General features: G+C 38.8%; 14 protein-coding genes, 1 tRNA gene and 2 pseudogenes. 11 read left to right on the top strand and 6 right to left on the bottom strand.

The window, feature by feature from the left end; all coding sequences use genetic code 11:
* Positions 1–412: 412 nt before the first annotated feature.
* Positions 413–907: pseudogene (locus H6G44_RS11770) on the bottom strand (Uma2 family endonuclease); the annotation flags it as partial.
* An 86-nt stretch (positions 908–993) separates the two neighbouring features.
* Between H6G44_RS11770 and H6G44_RS11775 the strand changes: the two are divergent.
* The 3 genes and pseudogenes from H6G44_RS11775 to nblB all read left to right on the top strand — a co-directional run.
* A pseudogene (locus H6G44_RS11775) lies at positions 994–1,344 on the top strand (transposase); the annotation flags it as partial.
* Positions 1,345–1,556: 212 nt separating this feature from the next.
* Positions 1,557–2,015, top strand: a complete 459-nt coding sequence (locus tag H6G44_RS11780) for a CBS domain-containing protein (RefSeq protein WP_190386853.1) — start codon at positions 1,557–1,559, stop codon at positions 2,013–2,015.
* Between the two features lie 74 nt (positions 2,016–2,089).
* Positions 2,090–2,752 carry a phycobilisome degradation protein NblB gene (gene nblB, locus H6G44_RS11785; RefSeq protein WP_190386852.1) on the top strand — a complete coding sequence of 221 codons (663 nt, stop codon included), beginning with the start codon at positions 2,090–2,092 and terminating at the stop codon, positions 2,750–2,752.
* A gap of 192 nt (positions 2,753–2,944) precedes the next feature.
* Here the strand turns inward: nblB and H6G44_RS11790 are convergent, their stop codons facing one another.
* The 3 genes from H6G44_RS11790 to rpaB form a co-directional block, all read right to left on the bottom strand.
* On the bottom strand, positions 2,945–3,466 hold the full coding sequence (locus H6G44_RS11790; protein WP_190386851.1) for a DUF456 domain-containing protein: 522 nt from the start codon (positions 3,464–3,466) through the stop codon (positions 2,945–2,947).
* Between the two features lie 116 nt (positions 3,467–3,582).
* Positions 3,583–4,230 carry a cofactor assembly of complex C subunit B gene (locus tag H6G44_RS11795; protein ID WP_190386850.1) on the bottom strand — a complete coding sequence of 216 codons (648 nt, stop codon included), beginning with the start codon at positions 4,228–4,230 and terminating at the stop codon, positions 3,583–3,585.
* Between the two features lie 87 nt (positions 4,231–4,317).
* The gene (gene rpaB, locus H6G44_RS11800) at positions 4,318–5,046 is read right to left on the bottom strand and encodes a response regulator transcription factor RpaB (protein ID WP_190386849.1); all 729 of its coding nucleotides are present in this window, start codon (positions 5,044–5,046) and stop codon (positions 4,318–4,320) included.
* A 170-nt stretch (positions 5,047–5,216) separates the two neighbouring features.
* Here rpaB and radA point away from each other — a divergent pair, with 170 nt between their 5' ends.
* The 3 genes from radA to H6G44_RS11815 all read left to right on the top strand — a co-directional run bounded on the left by radA (position 5,217) and on the right by H6G44_RS11815 (position 11,372).
* Entirely contained in the window at positions 5,217–6,737 is a 1,521-nt protein-coding gene (gene radA, locus H6G44_RS11805; RefSeq protein ID WP_190386848.1) for a DNA repair protein RadA, read from the top strand.
* 550 nt (positions 6,738–7,287) lie between these two features.
* Positions 7,288–8,649 carry a tRNA (N6-isopentenyl adenosine(37)-C2)-methylthiotransferase MiaB gene (gene miaB / locus H6G44_RS11810; RefSeq protein WP_190386847.1) on the top strand — a complete coding sequence of 454 codons (1,362 nt, stop codon included), beginning with the start codon at positions 7,288–7,290 and terminating at the stop codon, positions 8,647–8,649.
* Between the two features lie 197 nt (positions 8,650–8,846).
* On the top strand, positions 8,847–11,372 hold the full coding sequence (locus tag H6G44_RS11815; RefSeq protein WP_190386846.1) for a mannose-1-phosphate guanyltransferase: 2,526 nt from the start codon (positions 8,847–8,849) through the stop codon (positions 11,370–11,372).
* A 67-nt stretch (positions 11,373–11,439) separates the two neighbouring features.
* Here H6G44_RS11815 and H6G44_RS11820 read toward each other — a convergent pair whose 3' ends face one another.
* Complete coding sequence (locus H6G44_RS11820) at positions 11,440–14,958, bottom strand: P-loop NTPase fold protein (RefSeq protein WP_190386845.1); 3,519 nt, start codon at positions 14,956–14,958, stop codon at positions 11,440–11,442.
* A gap of 172 nt (positions 14,959–15,130) precedes the next feature.
* On the opposite strand from H6G44_RS11820, the gene H6G44_RS11825 reads away from it, so the two are divergent.
* From H6G44_RS11825 to H6G44_RS11845, 5 genes are all read left to right on the top strand, one after another.
* Positions 15,131–15,204, top strand: a tRNA-Asp gene (locus H6G44_RS11825).
* A 99-nt stretch (positions 15,205–15,303) separates the two neighbouring features.
* A complete protein-coding gene (gene gltX, locus H6G44_RS11830; protein WP_190386844.1) occupies positions 15,304–16,749 on the top strand; it encodes a glutamate--tRNA ligase in 1,446 nt (481 codons plus the stop codon).
* Between the two features lie 130 nt (positions 16,750–16,879).
* The gene (locus H6G44_RS11835) at positions 16,880–17,362 is read left to right on the top strand and encodes a hypothetical protein (protein ID WP_190386843.1); all 483 of its coding nucleotides are present in this window, start codon (positions 16,880–16,882) and stop codon (positions 17,360–17,362) included.
* A gap of 399 nt (positions 17,363–17,761) precedes the next feature.
* Positions 17,762–17,917 (top strand): hypothetical protein, encoded by a 156-nt coding sequence (locus H6G44_RS11840; RefSeq protein WP_190386842.1) that lies wholly within the window; start codon positions 17,762–17,764, stop codon positions 17,915–17,917.
* Between the two features lie 5 nt (positions 17,918–17,922).
* Positions 17,923–20,532, top strand: a complete 2,610-nt coding sequence (locus tag H6G44_RS11845) for a chloride channel protein (RefSeq protein WP_190386841.1) — start codon at positions 17,923–17,925, stop codon at positions 20,530–20,532.
* A 44-nt stretch (positions 20,533–20,576) separates the two neighbouring features.
* Here H6G44_RS11845 and typA read toward each other — a convergent pair whose 3' ends face one another.
* Entirely contained in the window at positions 20,577–22,367 is a 1,791-nt protein-coding gene (gene typA, locus H6G44_RS11850; protein WP_190386840.1) for a translational GTPase TypA, read from the bottom strand.
* Positions 22,368–22,458 lie beyond the last annotated feature (91 nt).

Raw genomic sequence — 22,458 nt, forward strand, 5'->3', positions numbered from 1 at the left:
GGTTAATGCTATTACTGATGAAAATGCTCTCAATTGGTTTAATCATTGTGGATTGTTTTTTGACCCTATTTAGATAGCTATTCTTGTACTGGACTTGATATCAAACTGCTGTATTTCAACCTCGATTTGATTGGATTTAAAATCTTGCTGGAAAAAACACGACTCTCGACTGAATGCGATCTCAATTATCACCTGTTAAGATTTGCTATGAAATAAAATCTCAATAGTAGATTTAGAGCTAACGCTCATGTACGACAATACAATTGCCGTACTACCATGCCAACATACTTATACTTTGGTGAAAACGAATTCTTCCTTAACATTGCTCAAGCATGAGAATTTGTTGAACGCTTAATTAACTGTAACGAACCGGCTTTAAAAATTACTGTCTATATAAATCGTGAGTCGGCTTTTAGAAATTAATGCGGCGATAAACTTCACCAAGAGGGACTTCTACGTTTAAACTATGTACTAATATAGACTGATCAGGATGATCATAAACTTGCCATTGCCAGCGAACTGCTTGCAGCAGCGCTAGTTCCCTCCGGGACGCTCCGCGAACGCTATCGCTACTATCATCAAGTTTGTGATAATGCTCAATATAGGGTTCAGTTTGGCTAACTAGTAGATATTCGCAAAAGCCAGGAAGTGAGCGATATTTTCTAAATTTATCACCTCTATCATAACCTTCAGTAGAGGGTGATAAAACTTCCACAATCACCAGAGGATTGAGAATTTCGTCAGTGCGCTCACCGTTCAATTGTGGTTGTCCATCTACTACCATTAAATCAGTGTAAGTCCCACAGTTGTATTCGGGAATCCATACGCGCAAATCGCTATTATATAAGCGAAAATTGCAGAAATGTTGAATGTCGTTACAAAAGTTTACATATTTAAGTATAGTAGTATTATCAAGGGTAAAAATGTCAACATTTCATAATAACATATTTTGGGCTATTTTTATCAGGCTTTTCTTAATATTCAACACTTCTGGCAATATGTCCAATTGATTCAACAATTATTACATTGACAAGTAAGTTGCTATGGGTGCTAGGTCATCATCAAGTTAAACTGTTTAGTTCCCTTAATCTGTCAACAGGCAGTCCGGAAGATAATTTGATAAATTTTGGTCATGACCATGATTATAAATTCGGTTCATCAATGATGTCTAATTTACCACTAGATGCAGTTGGGGTAATGGATAGAGGATTTGCGGGTCTAAATTTTATGCAAGAGTTAGTGCAAAAAGACAAATATTTTGTAGTGCGAATTAAAAATAATTGGAAACTAGAATTTGGATCAGAGGATGGAAGATATTATGAAATGTTGACATTTTTACCCTTGATAATACTACTATACTTAAATATGTAAAGTTTTGTAACGACATTCAACATTTCTGGCTTTTATGGTACAATATGATTACTGAAAGTGCTTTTTTAACAACAGCAATGTTTATTTTTAAAATGAGAAGTGACAATCTATTAACACTATTTATTTGTTACCAATAATTTTCTATAATAGTTAAAAAGACTTTTATAAAAGGTGCAAGTAAAAAAATGTCTAAAACCGTTGCTGACGTAATGAGTCATAATCCTATCCTCGTTAGTCCTCAAACTCTCTTAAAAGAAGCGATCCAAATTCTCGCAGAAAAACGAATTAGCGGATTACCTGTAATTGATGACACAGGTAAATTAGTAGGGATTATATCAGAAACAGACTTGATGTGGCAAGAAACTGGTGTAACTCCACCCGCTTATATTATGATTTTGGATAGTGTGATTTATTTACAAAATCCCGGTACTTATGAACGAGATTTACATAAGGCTTTAGGACAAACAGTAGGGGAAGTTATGAGTGAAAATCCCGTAACTATTTCTCCTGATAAACCATTAAGAGAAGCAGCAAAATTAATACAAGACCACAAAGTTCAACGTCTTCCAGTCCTTGACAATGTAGGGAAGGTTATTGGTATTCTAACTCGTGGTGACATTATTCGTGCGATGGCTGCTGAGTAGATGTCGGGAAATAAAACATTCTTTTACAACTGACCACTAACCACTGACAACTGACCACTGACAAGGGATATTAAATGAGTGTATCTGCTGATAGTATAAAAGAATTACTGCATTCTGACAATTTAGGCGATCGCTTGCGGGCAGTTAATCAAATTCGGGAACTAGAACCGCAAATTGGTCTAGAATTGGTACAGATTGCCATTGGTGATAGTAGTGCGCGAGTGCGTTATTCTGCGGTAAGTCAAATGGATACCCTGGGAACACAAGATTTACCACTATCCTTGACTATCTTACGGGGTTTACTTCATGATCCAGAACCAGATGTTCAAGCAGCCGCAGCAGACTGTCTAGGGGCGCTAAAATTACATGATGCTTTTGAGGATTTACAAAAACTTTACCAGGAAACACCAGAATGGTTAGTCCAGTTTAGCATCATTGCTACATTAGGAGAATTAGGAGATCCACGAGCCTGGGAATTACTTACGCAAGCACTTGCTGCCGATAATGGCTTAATTCAAACTGCGGCCATTAGTTCTTTCGGTGAGTTGGGAGATCCAAAAGCAGTTCCCCTCCTCGTTCCATACTGCACTAATCCAGATTGGCAAGTGCGTTATAGAGTTGTACAAGCTTTGATTCGCTTAGGTAGTGATGAAGCTAAATCTATCTTAAAAACTTTGGTAAATGACGAAGTAGAGGCTATATCCAAAGAAGCAAAAGCTGGTTTACAGTTAGTTTAGCCTAGTGGTTGCGTTTACTACAGCGTTTTCCGCACTAATGAGCTACAAAATTGAATTATGAAACTCTTGTGGTGCGGGCATCTTGCTCGCTAGATACGTACCTCATAACACCGGGAAATGCTGTATATAAAGCACAACTGTTCACCTGATTTTCCTCAATAGCTTGATTTTTGATTGATATAAAAACTTTGATTATGAACCACCATATACCTGCGGCCAGGTCGTCAGTAAAAATACTATAACCGCGCTGATAGCTAGGACACCTTGAATTAAATTTCCCACCACTGTTCCCACCGTAATTCCGATACCAGCTTTTACCGCAGGCCATAATCGTCTTTGGTAAAGGAACTCACCAACAATTGCACCTAATAATGGTCCAAATAGAATTCCTAATAATGGTCCACCAAAAGGTAAAGCGGGTAATAATCCAAAGAATCCCATTAATAAACCTACAAAAGCACCAATTTGTCCCCATTTACTAGCGCCAGCTTGTTTTGCTCCTATGTAACCAGCGAGGAAATCAACCCCCGTACTCAGAAGTAAAACAATGATTGTCACAATCAGGGGAATTTTAATAGCAGCAAAGGAATGACTGACCATTCCCCAGATGATAATAGATATTAAAATCAAACTGCTTCCAGGTATGGCCGGAACTACAGCGCCAATAATTCCCACAAACATTACAGCCAATAATAGCCAATAAATAATCTGCATAAGTCATAACTTTTATCATCTTGTTTATCTCGTTACCAGTCTCCGACTGGTAATGTTTGTGACGCGGCTCTAGTAAAGGTAGATAGAGCATCAATACTAGTATTCTTAGCGAGAGTCTAGGAATAGGAATTAACAAGGGTAACAGCTAATTTATCCGCAATTCCCGTAATCCAGGTTTCATCTTGTTTAGTATAACTGCGCGGAGCATTTGCTGCTAAAATTAAAACCCCTTCTTTACCGATTGGTTGACAAATTACACCTTGTGTGTTTTCTGGTAAATAATCAAATTCGATTTTACCAGGATAGACATATAAAGCCACTAAATAAATTGGCTTTTGTGTTTCTAAGACCTTTTTTAAAATTATTCCTGGTACTACTTCCGATTTAGCAGCCAGAATACCTCGACGCAATAAAACTTTACCTTGATAATAAACTATGAGCGATCGCGTTACTGTATTAGTTAATAATAACCGCGAGGCCCAGGCCAATTCTATTTTCGCGGCTTCTGGTAAATCTGCTGCTAGAAAGAATCCCTCTTCCCCAATCAATTCTACCGTCTCAGGTGTGCGCGGCTGTACCTGTTGCCAAATTAAACCAGTTAAAATTAACACCGCACTCAGAATTACCCCCAGCACATCTCCTCGTGCTTGGGAATTTGTCAGTTCCGGTGTTAACAACCGATTCATTAACAAAAGCACAGCACCTAAACCCCCAACAACCAAGGGTAAACGCCGTAAAACTCGATTAGGATCTGATTTGGTCATTAGGAATAGGAGTCAGGAGGACGAAGAAGAAGAAGAAGAAGAAGAAATATAATATTCCCCAATTACCAATCACCAATTACCGATACTTTAATCTTCCCCCGGTTCTAGAATGCGTTGGAAAAGATAACCAGTACCTCTTGCGGTGAGAATTAGTTCAGGATTGCTAGGATCATCTTCTAACTTTGCCCGTAAACGAGAGATATGTACATCCACAACACGAGTATCTACATGGCGTTCAGGAGTATATCCCCATACTTCTTGTAAAATTTCTGACCGAGAAAAAGCTTCACCAGAACGACTAACTAACAATTCCAATAAACTGAACTCCATACCAGTTAAGCGAATCCGCTCATCACCTTTATAAACTTGACGCTTATTTGTATCAATTTTGATGGTGCTAACATGAATTACTCCAGAACTGGGAATACCATTTGCACCTATTTTGTCTACTCGTCGCAGCACTGAACGAATCCGCGCTTCTAGTTCCTTGGGGGAGAATGGTTTAACGACATAATCATCAGCACCTAATTCTAACCCAGTAATGCGATCTGCCACATCTCCCAAGGCTGTGAGCATAATAATAGGTACATCGGATTCCTTGCGTAATTCTTGACAAACGCCATAACCATCAAGTTTTGGCATCATTACATCTAAAACTACTAGGTCTGGTTCAGCTTTGCGAAATATTTCTAAGGCTTCTTCCCCATCTCCTGCTGTCACTACATCGTAGCCAATCATGGAAAGGCGTGTTTCCAAAATCCGACGAATACTGGCTTCGTCGTCTACTACCAGGATTTTTTCTTTATGACTTTCCAAGTTTTGTCATGCTCCTTAACTAAAATTTTCCATGATTAACTTTGAATATTATTATATTAAGATATCATTAGCTGAATTGATTTGGAAAAAGCTCTAACTATTACTATTATTAAATTTCCGTTTTTTCCAATAATTAACAAAAAATTAAGATTATTAAATAAAATTTCAGTATGGGTAAGGCAAAAACCATTTATATTTGTAGTAATTGTGCCGCAGAATTTTCCCAATGGTTCGGAAAATGTTCAAATTGCGACACTTACGACTCTTTAGTTGAGCAGAATATTACTGCTTTTATCGGGGATATACCTAGTCGGGGTGGGGTGGGAAATTGGCACGCTACTCAGGGTCATGGTAAATCTAATACTAAACCAGCTAAAGCTAGATCATCTCTGACTTTTGACCAAATTAGCGATCGCCAAATTGCCCGTTGGGAGTCCGGTTATGGTGAATTAGATCGAGTTTTAGGAGGTGGGGTTGTTCCTGGCTCAATGGTACTAATTGGCGGTGATCCTGGTATTGGTAAATCTACGTTATTATTGCAGGTATCTAATCAACTGGCGCAAAAATATCGGATTCTCTATGTAACTGGAGAGGAGTCAGGACAACAGGTAAAATTGCGTGCTTCTCGTTTGGGAATGTCACAACCACCTACAGTAGTTACAGAAGATGATAATAACAAAGATCCTGAAAAACCCGTAGATCCTGATAGTATAGGCGCGAATTTATACATTTTACCAGAAACGGATCTGGAGGAAATTCTCCGGGAAATAGACTCCCTCAAACCAAATGTAGTGGTAATAGATAGTATCCAAACAGTGTTTTTTCCAGCTTTGACATCAGCGCCGGGTTCAGTCGCTCAAGTCAGAGAATGTACCGCAGGTTTGATGAAAGTGGCAAAACATGAAGATATTACAATGTTAATTGTGGGTCATGTCACCAAAGAAGGAGCGATCGCAGGTCCCAAAGTATTAGAACATTTAGTTGATACTGTATTATATTTTGAAGGCGATCGCTTTGCTTCCCACAGATTATTAAGAACTGTAAAAAACCGTTTCGGAGCGACACACGAAATTGGTATATTTGAAATGGTTTCCCAAGGATTAAAGGAAGTTGATAATCCTTCCGAGTTATTTTTAGGCAACCGTGATGATCCTGCTCCTGGTACGGCCATTGTTGTAGCTTGTGAGGGAACTCGTCCCATTGTTGTGGAATTACAAGCTTTAGTCAGTCCTACCAGTTATCCATCTCCTCGTCGAGCCGGTACAGGCATAGATTATAATCGATTGGTACAGATTCTTGCTGTATTAGAAAAACGGGTAGGGATACCCATGTCTAAGTTAGATTCCTACGTTGCTTCTGCGGGGGGATTAAATGTAGAAGAACCAGCGGTAGACTTAGGAATTGCAGTGGCCATAGTTGCCAGTTTTCGAGATCGGATTGTTGATCCTGGTACAGTCTTAATTGGGGAAGTAGGATTAGGGGGACAAGTGCGATCGGTTTCCCAAATGGAACTAAGATTAAAAGAAGCAGCGAAATTAGGATTTAAAAGAGCCATAGTTCCTAAAGGCACAAAATTTCCTGACATGGGTATAGACATATTACCAGTAGGTAAAGTCATAGATGCAATTATTGCCGCTGTACCTCATCAAGAACTGACAGAAGAGGATTTAGAACCGGATGAGGATGAGTAACTAAACCGCATAAACATTAGATTAACATAAAAAATTGTGCAGTAGCCCTACCTTTATGCACTAGTTGTCCTTTGCATTGCGGTTTTTCCTATACATCTAAATAAAAATCCGTATACCACAGGACTAGTTAATGATATACTATACTAACTAACACTAGAGAAAGTAAATTTAGAGTTAGTTGTTAATTTTACCGCTTGTTGTGCCGACAGTGGATTTGATAGAGCTTCGAGTTTTGAGAATGAAGTTTTGACTTCTCAGAATGAGGTTGCGGGTTCTCAGCATGGAGTTTTGAGTTCTGAGGACGGGGTTACAAGTCCTGACTAGAGGATTTTGAGTTCTAAGGACGGAGTTGTGTGTTCTGAGCATAAAGTAAAGTTCTAACTTTTAAGCTTGATAATTCCTATTTCCAAGGCAATTTGATCATATCAATCTTTTGTTCCCTATACTGGTAAAGGGGAAAATTTTGAGATTTTAAATTTTCATGTCCTTCTACTCCAATATAGAATAGTAAACAGACTTGATATACATTACTGATTAAGCGTAATTCCCAATGACCACTAAACGATATTACCACATTATTACCTTTGGTTGCCAAATGAATAAGGCCGATTCTGAACGAATGGCTGGTATTTTAGAAGACATGGGACTTAGTTGGTCAGATGACCCAAATCAAGCTGATGTCATCCTTTACAATACTTGCACTATTCGGGATAATGCGGAACAAAAGGTATATTCTTATTTAGGTAGGCAAGCTAAACGTAAGCATGAACAACCTGATTTAACTTTGATTGTTGCTGGTTGTGTTGCTCAACAAGAAGGAGAAGCCCTAATGCGACGAGTACCCGAATTAGATTTAGTTATGGGACCGCAACACGCCAACCGGCTTAAAGACTTGCTAGAATCAGTTTTTGCAGGTAATCAAATTGTCGCTACCGAAGAAGTTCACATTTTTGAGGATATCACCCAACCCCGTCGGGATAGTCAGGTGACAGCTTGGGTAAATATCATTTATGGTTGTAACGAACGTTGTACTTATTGCGTAGTTCCCAATGTGCGCGGTGTAGAACAATCCCGGAAACCGGAGGCAATTAGGTACGAAATCGAACATTTAGCCCAACAAGGTTATAGGGAAATTACCCTCCTGGGTCAAAATATTGACGCTTATGGGCGAGATTTACCCGGCTCTACTCCCGAAGGTCGTAATCTGCATACATTGACGGATTTGCTTTATTATGTACATGATGTACCAGGAATAGAACGCATTAGATTCGCTACTAGTCATCCTCGTTATTTTACAGAAAGATTAATTAAAGCTTGTGCTGAATTACCAAAAGTCTGTGAACATTTTCATATTCCCTTTCAATCTGGAGACAATGAGCTTTTAAAAGCCATGTCACGTGGCTATACTCATGAAAAATATCGCCGCATTATTGATACTATTAGAAAGTATATGCCGGATGCGTCAATAAGTGCTGATGCGATTGTAGGTTTTCCTGGTGAGACAGAAACACAGTTTGAAAATACTTTGAAGTTAGTAGAAGATATCGGGTTTGATTTATTAAATACTGCTGCTTATTCACCCCGTCCAGGTACACCTGCAGCTTTGTGGGATCATCAACTAAGTGAAGAGACAAAAAGCGATAGGTTGCAAAGATTAAATCATTTAGTTAATATTAAAGCAGCAGAGCGATCGCAACGTTACTTTGGACGCATTGAAGAAGTATTAGTAGAAGCTGAAAACACCAAAGACAAAACTCAAGTTATGGGAAGAACGGGGGGGAATCGTCTTACCTTCTTTGCTGGTGATATTAATCAACTTAAAGGACAAATGGTCAAGGTGAAAATTACCGAAGTTCGTGCTTTTAGTTTAACAGGAGTGGCCGTAGAAATTCCTCAACTAGTAACAGTCTAACAAAATACAGGAGTATGATTTGAAAATTATTAGTCAAAAACAAGATCCCCAACTTCTTAGAAAGGTTAGGGATTTGACTCCTTTAATATTTATAAATCAAAATAGATATTTCTTGCGGAAGTTCCTTAAATCTCAATATTTGTATCAAACTAAAGGAAGAAAAATATCTTGATTTTTAGTCAAGTTTAGGAGGATTTATGCGTGCAGTGTTAATGGCAGGTGGTTCAGGAACGCGGTTGCGTCCTTTAACTTGCGATTTACCCAAACCAATGGTTCCCATCTTAAATCGTCCAATTGCTGAACATATCATCAATCTTTTGAAAAGACACGGGATTTATGAAGTAATTGCTACATTACATTATTTACCAGATGTTCTCCGTGATTACTTCCAAGATGGTAGTGATTTTGGTGTACAGATGACCTATGCTATCGAAGAAGATCAGCCCTTAGGAACAGCAGGATGTGTAAAAAATATTACTGAACTTTTAGATGAAACTTTTTTAGTTATTAGTGGTGATAGTATCACAGATTTTGATTTGACAGCGGCTATTGAATTTCATAGACAAAAACAATCAAAAGCGACTTTAATCTTAACCCGTGTTCCTAATCCTATCGAATTTGGCGTGGTAATTACGGATGCTGAAGGGCGTATAAACCGATTTTTAGAAAAACCTTCTACCAGTGAAATTTTTTCTGATACCGTCAACACTGGTACATATATTTTAGAACCAGAGGTTTTAGACTATTTACCAGAACATACTGAGTGCGACTTTTCTAAAGATTTATTTCCCCTGTTATTAGGGAAAAATGAGCCAATTTACGGTTATATTGCGGATGGTTACTGGTGTGATGTAGGTCACTTAGATGCCTATAGAGAAGCCCAGTATGACGGATTAGAAAGGAAAGTGAAGTTAAAAGTGTCCTATCCAGAAATTTCCCCTGGTTTATGGATAGGACAAAATACTTATATTGATCCTACAGCTAAAATTGAAACCCCAGCAGTAATTGGTAATAATTGCCGTATTGGCGCGAGAGTACAAATTGAGGATGGAACTGTAATTGGTGATAATGTGACAATTGGTGCTGATGCTAATTTAAAAAGACCAATTATTTGGAATGGAGCAATCATTGGTGATGAAGCTCATTTATCAGCTTGTGTAATTGCTCGTGGTACTCGTGTTGATAGACGCGCTCACATATTAGAAGCGGTTGTGGTAGGTTCTTTGTCAACAGTAGGAGAAGAAGCGCAAATTAGTCCTGGGGTAAGGGTGTGGCCGAGTAAGAAAATTGAGTCCGGCGCTATTCTCAATATTAATCTGATTTGGGGAAATACCGCCCAACGGAACTTATTTGGACAGCGGGGAGTACAAGGATTAGCCAATATTGATATTACTCCAGAGTTTGCGGTAAAATTAGGCGCTGCTTATGGTTCAACCTTAAAACCAGGTTCAATAGTCACCGTTTCCCGTGACCAACGCAATGTTTCCCGCATGGTGACACGCTCGTTAATTGCTGGTTTAATGTCCGTAGGTGTGGATGTGCAAAACCTAGATACTACAGCTATTCCCATCGCCCGGACTGTGATCCCTACAATGTCAGTAGCGGGAGGTATTCATGTGCGGGTACACCCGGAACGCCGTGATTATATCTTAATTGAATTTATGGATTTTAAGGGTATTAATATCTCTAAAGCCCAAGAAAAGAAAATTGAGGGGGCTTATTTTAAAGAAGATATGCGTCGTTCCCAAAGTCATGAAATTGGTGATGTGATATATTCTAGCCAATTGATGGATCGCTACTGTAAGGCCTTTGAGAAATTACTGAATGTGGACACTTTGCGTAACAGTCGAGCAAAAGTAGTCATTGACTATGTTTACGCCGTTTCTGGGGCAATTTTACCGCAAATGCTGGATAAATTTGGGGCTGATGCAGTGGTATTAAATGCTAGTTTGAATAAAACGGCTATTTCTAACGCTGATAGGGAATTACTTTTAACTCAATTAGGCCACGTTGTCGAGGCCGTCAACGCAAACTTTGGGGTGCAAGTATCAGCTAATGGGGAACAACTAATTTTAGTTGATGAATCGGGTTTTCCCATTCGCGGTGAAATGTTAACCGCTTTGATGGTTGATATGATGTTAACTGCTAACCCTAGAAGTTCTGTGGTAGTTCCTGTTCATGCTTCCAGCGCGGTCGAGTTAGTCGCCCATCGTCATGATGGCCATGTGATTCGCACTAAAGCTAATCCGACGGCTTTAATGGAAGCTTGTCAAAAAAATCCTCATGTGGTTCTAGGTGGTAGTGGGGAAACTGGGTTTATTTTTCCCCAATTACATCCAGGGTTTGATTCTATGTTCTGTATAGCCAAGCTTATTGAAATGTTAACCATTCAAGAGCGATCGCTGGCAACCGTACGTTCTGAATTACCCCGTGTGATTAATAGAAATTACACCCTTCGCTGTCCCTGGACTGCTAAAGGGGCGTTAATGCGTTATTTGGTCGAAACCCACCCCGCTCAAAATTTGGAATTAATTGACGGTGTGAAAATTCGTCAACCCTATGATGACAATTGGCTTTTAATTTTACCAGATGCTAGTGAGCCTTTGGTTCATCTCTATGTTAACAGCAGTGACCGGGATTGGGTTGATGAAACTCTCAGAGATTACCGGAGTCGTATCCAGCATTTTGTGGAACGTGAACAAGAACATATTTTAGATATGTAGTTGTTAGAGCGGGGTTTCCTCGCTCTTAATTGTGTTCTTTGTCGCACAGAGGAGTGAAAATTTTGGTTTAAATTCTCTTGAAACCATATTGTTTTTGAGGGTCTTCAAATTTATATTCACGATTGTAGGTATCATCTGGATCATATCCAAGATCACCGACAAAGCAGAAGGAAACAGCTAAGTTAAATGTCCTTTTGTCAAAAACAAACTCTTGGGGAGGCATTTTATTAAGGTCGTTTTTAAACTTTTTCCATTCTCTTTGGTTATGTGTATCCATTAATGGATCTAAATTTTGTAAGCGATTTAACCACTTGTATTTGATTATTTTAACTGTATTTATATTGGTTTCTTCAAATTCTAAATAAATCTCTTCTAATAATTTCCGCATTTCTTGAGGATATCTACCAGCTAAAGCCAGAAATGCTATTAATGTTCGTTTATATTTTTCTTCTGGTTCTTCTTTCCATATTCTATCATTGGGACCTGGAGTCCAGATGTTTTTCAGGATTTTGCAAATATTAATCAGTCTCTTTGTAGTTCTGGGATTCAAGTCTACGCACTTACAACATTCTGATATCCACTGAACTTCCTCAGAAGTGAATTTTTGGGAGGTGACTTTTTGAAAATCCACTAACGAGGTTTGATTTTCAGAACTTGGGGTTTTTTCACTATCATTTTCTTTGTTATAATTTTCTTCATTTATGGGTTCAGAAATTTTATCAGAATAAGTAGACAATTCCATATTTCCTTTTTCAGAATTATCCTCCCATATAGTTATTTTTTCTTTTTGAGGTTGATCTTCTTGCGGTTTATCTTCAATATCTATCAAAGATCTTAAAAATTTTTCTGTCATATCTTTGTTAATGGGTCGCATTCTGTAGGGAATTTGGATGATTTTCTCTAAATAATCAATACCAGAAGGAGTAGCACCACGTTTTAAAACTCCTTCATAAACTTGTTCTAAAGCACGACCAATATAACGATCATCTATTGCTAAAACAATGATAAAAATCTCGGTATTTAATAATAATTGTACAGCTTCTAAAACTTCAACAACTTTGTCAGGAGGACAACGATCTAAATCATCTATATATAAAACAATTCTTGCTGGTCCTCTAGGGAAATGTACTTTCAGAACTTCGAGTTTGTCAGGATTATTTATTTTTTCTGGTTTATAGGTTAAATGGTCAGATAAATCCGCTAAATCATCTTGAATTTGGTGCATTAATCCCAGTAATTTTTGATAGGAATTATCATCTAATCGAGTATTAACAAAATCTAATAATGATTTATATTTACCAGTCAAACCAATACGCTGTTTTTGTCTTTGAATCTGATCTTTTAGTTTTTCTATTTTTCTCTGTTGTTCAGAATTTTGACGGTCAATTTCAGATTGAATTTTCTTATCTTTATCCGCAGCTAGTTTCTGTTTTTCCTTTTCTATGCTTTCCTTTGCTACTTGAAATAATCTACTAACTCTACGTTGAAAATTTCTTGATTTTCTTAAAATTTCAATTCCAAAACCTATCGCAGGAATTGTGGAAACTGTAGTTAACCATGGTAATACGGTTGGTAAAACGTTCACGATTAGAAAATAAGACATAAACGGTAAAGATATAACTAATAAAAATATATATAAGGTGCTTTTATCTTTTTGAATAATTTCAATTAATCCAACTATTTCACTAGGTTGTTCTTCTACAAAATTCTTGATTTTCTCGGATTGTTTAATAATATTCTCTATTGTATTCTCTATTTCACTATCTGGATTTTTAATCAAATCTTGAATTTTTTCAACTAAATCAGATTCCTGTAATTTATCTAAATCTTTAAAAATTGGAAATCTATTTTCTAAATCTTGTTGATTTTTAAACCCGTAGTCATTCAGAAAATCTTTAAGAATAGAATCACCAAAATCAGCTTTTCTCAATTCTTTAAATTGAGTCAAAAAGATAATAATTCTTGATTTATTTTCAAATTCTTGATTTACTTTTTTTTCTATTTCTTCATTTTTACTTCGCACCTCTTTTTCTAAAATGTCCAATTCTGATTCTGATTTTTTCAATTTCTCTTGTTCTTCTTTTCTAACTTTACTGAGAATATCCCAAAGTGCATTATTACCATCTTCTAATTTAGCAAATACTTCTGGAGCTAATTCTGATTCTAATATTGCATTTCTATCACTATCACTCATTTGATTGAGTGCTTTCCAAACTTCACCTCCATCTAGTAAATTAGAAACTTCTCCTAACTGCTGCTCTAAAGTTAATTGTCGGTCAAGTTGCTCAAAAATAGTCTGCATTAAACTTGCCCACAAATTAGATTTAGCATAACTCCAGGCATTAAATTTGATTTGATAAACATGACCAACAAAAACAGAAAGATCCTTTTCTTTTCCCGTTTTACCCCATGTTTTTTCCCCATTTAGTTTTTGACAACGAATCGCAGTAATTCGTTTTTCTATCAGGTGCATACCAAAGGATTTTCCACTACCCCAACTGCCTAAAATTGCCATTGCTAAAGGAGGTTCTAGACTCCGTAACATTAACACATCAGCTAACGATTCTAGTTCTTTCTTTATACCTAGAGTGTCTTTACCATTGGCTTTGTCATTACTAAAAGCTTGGGCAACAGGATGAACATTTAAACGCCAAACTTTGATACCATCTGTACTAGCACTGATAATAATGTCCTCTTCTTGGGGGTCAAAAGCAACAGAATAAACTGGGTTTTCATGTTCTCCGATAATTATTTGCTGTTGGTGCCCAGGGTCGGAAATATCCCACAACCGCACCTTATTATCACTACTGCCACTCACAAACATACTACCGTCCAGACTAAACGCTACTGATCTCACATCATCTGTATGATAGAATGGTTCACCAATAGCTTGTCCAGTTGCGACATTCCATAATTTTACTGTCTTGTCCCGACTACCACTCATGACCATACTACCGTCGGGACTAAAAGCTACTGATCTGATAAAATCGTCATGAACCCATAAAGGTCTATTTATAGCTTGTCCAGTCTTAACATCCCATAACCTCACCATGTTATCACGACCACCACTAACAAGCATACTGCCGTCGTAATTAAATGCTACTGACTTAACAAAATCCTTATGAAATAAAGATTGGAATGGACGTATTTCTAGTCTAGTGGCATCCCACAGCCGCACTGTCTTGTCATCACTGCCACTCACTACCTGTGTGCTGTTGTGATTGAATGCTACTGACTTGACAAAATCCTCATGAATCCATAAAGGGCTACTTACAGAAATTATGGTTGTTTTTGTAACATCCCACAGCCGCACTGTCTGATCAGAACCGCCACTCACTAGCTCTGTACCGTTGTGATTAAAAGCTACTGACCAGATAGCACCTCTATGACCTTCAAGACCTTCAGAACTTAAAAACCTTGTCTTAGTTAGCAAATTCCAAATCTCAATAGTGCCATTTTCTAAACCTACAGCAACGCATTCCCGTCCCTGGGGTGATATAGCTACTGAAAATACCCGACTTTTGAACTCAGTCAAGTAGCTTGCCAGTATTGGGGTTACTGCTTCTAGGTTTTGGGGTGTTGCCATACCAGTATTATCAACAGTAGTGTGTTGGTCTTACTGATTTATACTATGTTCCTGTTTTTTTGTAAAGAGTTTTATTTTGGTCTTGCTCACAGTTCATTCAAAAAAAATTTTCCAAACTACTTGACAACTAGAAAAAGAATAGGCATAATGGTGAAAGTTAAGTCAAACGCAAGGGACTGTAGTTCAATTGGTTAGAGCACCGCCCTGTCACGGCGGAAGTTGCGGGTTCGAGCCCCGTCAGTCCCGTTCCCAAGCGCTAAACAAGAAATAATGAGTTTAAGATAAAAGCTCATATTTTTCTGTATAAGTAGATATAATTGTGATTTATAAAAGAGAGAATCAACTGTGACCGTCAGAGTCCGCATAGCTCCAAGTCCTACCGGAAACCTACATATTGGTACAGCGAGAACGGCTGTATTTAATTATTTGTTTGCTCGTCACCATGATGGTAAGTTTATTTTAAGAATAGAAGATACAGATTTAGAGCGATCGCGTCCAGAATATACGGATAATATTGTAGCTGGGTTGCGCTGGTTAGGGTTGAATTGGGATGAGGGTCCATTTTTTCAATCTCAACGTCTCCATCTTTACAAAGAAGCGGTTCAAAAATTACTAGATCAAGGATTGGCTTATCGCTGCTATACTACATCTGAAGAGTTAGATGCTTTGAGGGAAGCGCAAAAAGCCAGAGGGGAAGCACCTCGTTATGATAACCGTCACCGTCACCTCACCCCAGAACAAAGGGCTGAATTTGAAGCTCAAGGACGTTCTTCGGTAATTCGTTTTCAAATAGATGACAGCCGGGAAATTGTCTGGAATGACTTAGTACGGGGTAAAATGAGTTGGCGTGGTAGCGATTTAGGTGGTGATATGGTCATTGCCCGTGCTGCTACTGATGGTACAGGTCAACCATTATATAATTTTGTAGTGGTTGTAGATGATATTGATATGCAAATTACCCATGTGATTCGGGGTGAAGACCATATCGCTAATACAGCTAAACAGATTTTACTATATGAAGCTTTGGGGGCAAAAATTCCCGAATTTGCCCATACACCCTTGATTTTAAACCAAGAAGGGCGAAAACTCTCGAAACGAGATGGGGTAACTTCCATTTGTGACTTTCAGGAAATGGGTTTTACTGCGGAAGCCTTAGTCAATTATATGACTTTACTGGGTTGGTCGCCCGTGGATTCTACTGAGGAAATATTCAATTTAGAATCAGCGGCTAAGGATTTTAGCTTTGACCGGGTAAATAAGGCTGGTGCTAAATTTGACTGGGATAAATTGGATTGGTTAAGTAGCCAATATCTCCATCATAAGCCAGTTGGGGAACTTACAGATTTACTTATTCCCTTCTGGGAAAAAGCTGGGTATCAATTTAACGGTGGGAGAGAACGTTCTTGGTTAGAATCACTGACGGGGCTGATTGCTGCTAGTTTAACTCGATTGGTAGATGCTGTGGATATGACCAAAGTATTTTTTACTGATGAGGTAGAATTGACTGAGGAAGGCGGTCAACAGCTACAGCAAGATGGTGTTAAGACTGTATTGCAAGCAGTTATTACGGCTTTAGAGAGTCATTCAAATTTATCAGCAGATATTGCCCAAGGTATAATTAAGCAAGTTGTGAAAACAGAGAATGTAAAAAAGGGCTTAGTGATGCGATCGCTCAGAGCGGGTTTAACTGGGGATGTACATGGACCTGATTTAATTGAATCTTGGTTATTACTAAATCAAATTGGTTTAGATAAAGCCCGTTTATGTCAAGCAATTAGCAGTAAGCCCTAAGTCATAGGTAATGGGTAAGAGTTTTCTGAAATTTTGAATTTCCTTCTACGGTACTCAAGTTTTGTTTCTAAAGGAACTTGAGTCCCGATATTGGTGTCTTTAAAGTCTTTAGGAATTTTCTCTAATTACAATGTCAAAAGCAGCTTTTTCTACAGGGATGATAGCTGTAATCTTTATTACAGCAAGATTTAATCCAGTGGTTAATGCTCAAATACCTCCAGAGATTTTTGGAGACGTGACTATTCAACATCCATTTTCCCCAGATCCATTGATACTGAGGGGGATGAGTGGTGGTTCAGTAGAGGGAAGCAAAATAGCTGGAAAAATACAAACACCAATAACTGGGGTTTGTCAAGGATTTATGGAACAAAAACCAAGCCATAAACTGAAACTCGTCGGTGAATTTAAATACCTAAAATTATTAGTCCAAGGTCCTGCGGACACCACCATGATTATTAAAGGACCTGGTGGAACTTGGTGTAATGATGATTTTGACGGTAAAAACCCTGGTATTGTTGGGGAATGGATATCAGGTGATTATCAAATTTGGATTGGTTCTTACAAGCAACATGAATCCCTACCTTATAGTTTGACAATTACGGAAGGTAAGTAAATGATTAGACATCTTGTGAGAATTATGTGTGTGATTTAAAACCTTTGTAGAGACGTGACCTAGATATGGATTCTCGGCTCTACAATATTTTTCGGAGATGTCTAAGTAGGTTGGCGTTAAAAATTGGTAATTTCTGTACCAGGTTTTCACAAACACATTTGTTGAAAAAATTCTCAGAGAATTTGGAGAAAACTATGTAATTAATTTTGTCTGATTACTTAGCTATTTTTGTACTGGATTTGATCGCAAACTGCTGTAATATTTTTTGTCTTGTATCAGTCGAATATGCTTCTGCCATATATATCTAAATTATTTTCTTTCTTTTCCATGTTTAAAGTTTACCATCTTTGTACCGCGTTTGATCTCAAACTGCTGTAACAGGATATTTTCCCCGCAACTTTGCTAGAAAATGATCCTGTACCTATTCTCCAACGTAATAGCAATATCCCCAAAAAATTAGCCCAAGTGATAGATTTAGCTTTAATTGAAAAGCCACAAATCTATTTTGATAGGGCTGAAAAATTCAAGGAAGCGTTAATTAAAATTAAAACTTAAAAATTATGATTTCCCTGCCATTGCTAACCCAGTATTTTCGGAAATTTTGGCAACCTAGAAAGGGTTTAGCTATTGCAGAAGCATCTATAATTGGGGTAGTGGCTGCTTTATCTGCGGTATTACTCAAACAGGGTTCAGGGTGGTTAGGAACATGGCGAGTGCATACTACCCATATTTTTCCAGCTTGGATATCTCTGCCACTTATTGGCGTAAGTTTGGGTTTTCTCTCTGGTTGGTTAGTGCAGCGGTTAGCTCCAGAAGCCGCTGGTAGTGGTATTCCCCAAGTTAAGGCAGCTTTAGCCAATGTACCAATTAAACTATCATGGAGAGTAGCCTTTGTCAAGTTAATCTCTGCAATCATCGCCTTGGGTTCAGGCTTAACCTTGGGTAGACAGGGTCCTACAGTCCAGGTAGGTGCAGGGTTAGCAGCGGGAATGAGTCGTTTAGTTCCTACCTCTCCAGAACACCGTCGACAGATGATTGCAGCGGGGGCTGGAGCGGGGTTAGCGGCGGCTTTTAATGCACCTTTGGCGGGGGTTTTATTTATTATTGAGGAGTTGTTACAAGACCTATCAGGCTTAACTTTAGGAACTGCAATTATCGCTTCTTTCATTGGTGGTGTAATTTCCCGCTGGTTGGGTGGCGGAAGTCTGCAATTAGACTTAAAACTAATTGATCATTCTAGCAGTTTTTCCCTATTAGAAATTCCTATTTTATTAATTTTGGGAATTTTGGCGGGCTTATTGGCGGCTTTATTTAATCAGGGATTAATTTTTACTATTCAAGCTTATCGCCGTTTACATATTAGTTTACCTTTACGAGTAGCTTTAGCTGGTTTGGCTTCTGGTTTGATTATGTCCTTACTACCCTCAACTTTTCGGGATAATACAGGTTTGCGGGAGTTTATGATTGCCAGTGAACCAAATATACCTTTAGCGGCCATTGCTTTCATTGCCCAATTTATTTTAACATTAATTGCCTTTGGTTCGGGCGCGCCTGGAGGATTATTTGCACCTAGTTTAATTTTAGGTTCTTGTTTGGGACATATTGTTGGTGTATGCGAATTGCAAATATTTGGAATTGGTTCACCGACTACCTACGCATTAGCGGGAATGGGGGGATTTTTTAGCGCGGTTTCCAAAGTTCCCATTACTGCAATTGTGATTGTTTTTGAAATGACTACAGATTTTAATTTAGTCTTACCTTTAATGGTGGTATCTGTAACATCTTATTTAGTTGCTGAGAAAGTTGTTCCGGGTTCACTGTATGAAAAACTGCTCACATTAAATGGTATCATTATTAAAAAAGATAGCCCCACAGAGGGAATATTAACTCAATTAACTGCTAAGGATGTAATGCAGCCCTCCGTGGAAACCCTAGAAGCAGAAATGACAGGAGATGAAGTTATTAAAGCCTTTTCCCGTTCCCATCATCGCGGCTTTCCTGTGGTAGAAAATAATAAATTAGTAGGATTAGTTTCCCAGACAGATTTACAGAAAATCCGTAATCATCTCTCACCCCATGAGACTCTTTTAAGAGAGATTATGACACCCAAACCGGTGACAGTCACACCAGCAGATAGATTAAGTCATGTTCTCTATTTATTAAATAGATATCAAATTAGTCGCTTACCTGTGGTAGATGGACAAAAATTAATTGGGATTATTACCCGTGCAGATATTATCCGTACGGAAGCAAATCATTTGAATGGTGAAACCGGGGTGACAGGTCCCCAAGCTGAACCTTCCTATCTAGTATACCAAACCCGATCACCTAGTATTGGCAGAGGAAGATTATTAGTCACCGTTGCTAACCCGGAAACCGCTCCCGCTTTATTAGAAATGGCTGCGGCAATTGCCCGCGATCGCCATTATGAAATAGAATGTTTACAAATTATCCTGGTATCTCGTCATGTTTCTCCATCGGAAACCCCAGTAAACACCGTCAAAAGTCGTCGCTTACTCCGACAAGCGGAAAGTTTAGCCAAAAAACTCAATATTCCCATTCACACCCAAATCCGGGTCGCCCATGATATCGCCCAGGCTATTCTAGAGACTACCAAGGAACGACATATAGATCTAATTTTCATGGGTTGGAAGGGAAATACATCTACGCCAGGGCGGATTTTTGGTAATGTTGTAGATACAATAATTCGTCAAGCCAACTGTGATGTTGTTTTAGTCAAATTAGGTTATAATTTTCATTCATACCAGGAATTTAAACGGTGGTTAGTACCCATGGCTGGGGGACCAAATGCACCTATAGCGATTAAATTATTACCTGCTTTGGTAACTTTAGAAAACACCTGTGAAATTCGTTTAACTCAGGTGGTGAAACCGGGAGAACTCGCACCAGATATGACAGTTCTAGAAGAATCTACTCGTCAATTAATGCGTAACCGTAATTTATACAGTAATGTTGTTGCTGCATCTTTGCAAGCTGAATCAGTGATAGCGGGAGTAATTGAATTGGTAAAAACTGAAGATTTCGATGTTGTGGTTTTAGGGGCTTCCCGTGAGGGATTGTTACAACAAGCAATTCAAGGAAATATTCCTGAATCTATTGCTTCTGGTGTTGGTAGTACCATAATTTTGGTCAGAAGCGCGATTTTGTAAATCTTGATTTTCATCAGGGTGGGAAGACCCCACCCCTATATATCTTAGCGTTTTACCAATTTCTTGGACATCTTACGAAGACGAATAGATTCGGGTGTAACTTCCACCAATTCATCTTGAGCAATGTATTCCAAAGCACGTTCTAAATTCATGTCTATGGGTGTTTGTAACTGAGTCAGTTCTTCACCACCAGATGAACGGTGATTGGTTAACTGCTTGGTTTTACAAACGTTCAATTCCAAATCTTGGGGACGATTATGTTCACCAATAATCATTCCTTTATACACCTTTGTGCCTTCACTGATAAAGAACGCGCCTCTATCTTCACAGTTTTTCATGGCGTAGGCTGTAGAAACACCTTCTTCAAAGGAGATGAGAACGCCTTTGTTACGGGCTTCAATATCACCGCAAAGGGGACGATAATCAAGGAAACTGTGGTTCATGATACCTTCACCGCGGGTCATTCGCATGAATTCACCCCGGAAACCGATCAAACCACGGGCGGCTACGATAAACTCTAGTTGGGTGCGATCGCCTCCACCGGGCTGCATATCTTGCATTTCTGCTTTCCGTTGTCCTAAGCGTTCAATACAGCTACCAACTGCATCGGCGGGAACGTCTAAAGCTAGAAGTTCAAAAGGTTCGCAGGGTTGACCGTTAACTGTGCGGTAAATTACTTGAGGTTGGGATACTTGGAACTCAAAACCTTCACGACGCATGGTTTCGATTAAAATGCCTAAGTGTAATTCACCCCGACCAGAAACTAGGAATTTATCGGGAGAGTCGGTGTCTTCAACACGCAAAGCCACGTTAGTTTCTAATTCGCGGTATAGGCGATCGCGGATTTGGCGAGATGTTACCAATTTACCTTCTTGACCAGCAAAAGGCGAATCATTTACCCAGAAGGTCATTTGTAAAGTTGGTTCATCCACCTTAATTAAAGGTAAAGCTTGAGGCTCATTAGGATCTGTAATAGTTTCGCCAATATAAGCATCAGCAAAACCAGCTACAGCCACAATATAACCTGCGGTAGCCTCTTCCATTTCTATCCGTTTTAAACCTTCAAATCCCATCAACTTGGTAATTTTACCCTTGACAATGCTGCCATCTTCTACTACTAAAGCAGCTTGTTGTCCAGCGCGGATAGTTCCATTATGAATTTTACCAATAACAATCCGGCCTAAATATTCAGAATAATCTAGGGTGGTAACTTGCAATTGCAGAGGTTTATTAGGATCTCCCACTGGTGCGGGGACGTGACGGAGAATGGCATTAAATAGGGGCTGCATATCTACCGATTCTGCTTCTAAGGTTTCTTTGGCGAAACCAGCCATACCGGAAGCAAATAGATATTTAAAGTCGCACTGATCTTCATCTGCACCTAATTCTAAGAATAGATCCAAGACCTTGTCAACAGCAATATGGGGGTCAGCTTGGCCACGGTCAATTTTGTTAATAACGACAATAGGACGGAGACCCTTTTCCAAAGCCTTTTTCAAGACAAAGCGGGTTTGAGGCATTGGTCCTTCATTGGCATCAACAATGAGTAAACAACCGTCCACCATACCAAGCACCCGTTCCACTTCTCCGCCGAAGTCAGCGTGTCCGGGGGTATCAACAATATTAATCAGGGTATCTTTATAGCGAACTGCTGTATTTTTAGAAAGAATAGTAATGCCTCGTTCCCTTTCCAAATCATTGGAGTCCATGACACAATCCGGAACGTCTTCGCCTTCGCGGAAAATGCCGGACTGTTTGAGGAGAGCATCAACTAGGGTGGTTTTACCATGGTCAACGTGGGCGATAATGGCGACGTTACGAATTGGGAGCGTCATAGAGGGTTTCGGTAAACTTTAAGGTTTTTAGATTAAGAAGCTAATTTTTGGTCGTTTTAACAGAAGTGGAGATGATTTGCCAATTCTGTAA

The sequence above is a fragment of the Aphanizomenon flos-aquae FACHB-1287 genome (assembly GCF_014698755.1).
GTDB lineage: Bacteria > Cyanobacteriota > Cyanobacteriia > Cyanobacteriales > Nostocaceae > Dolichospermum > Dolichospermum flosaquae.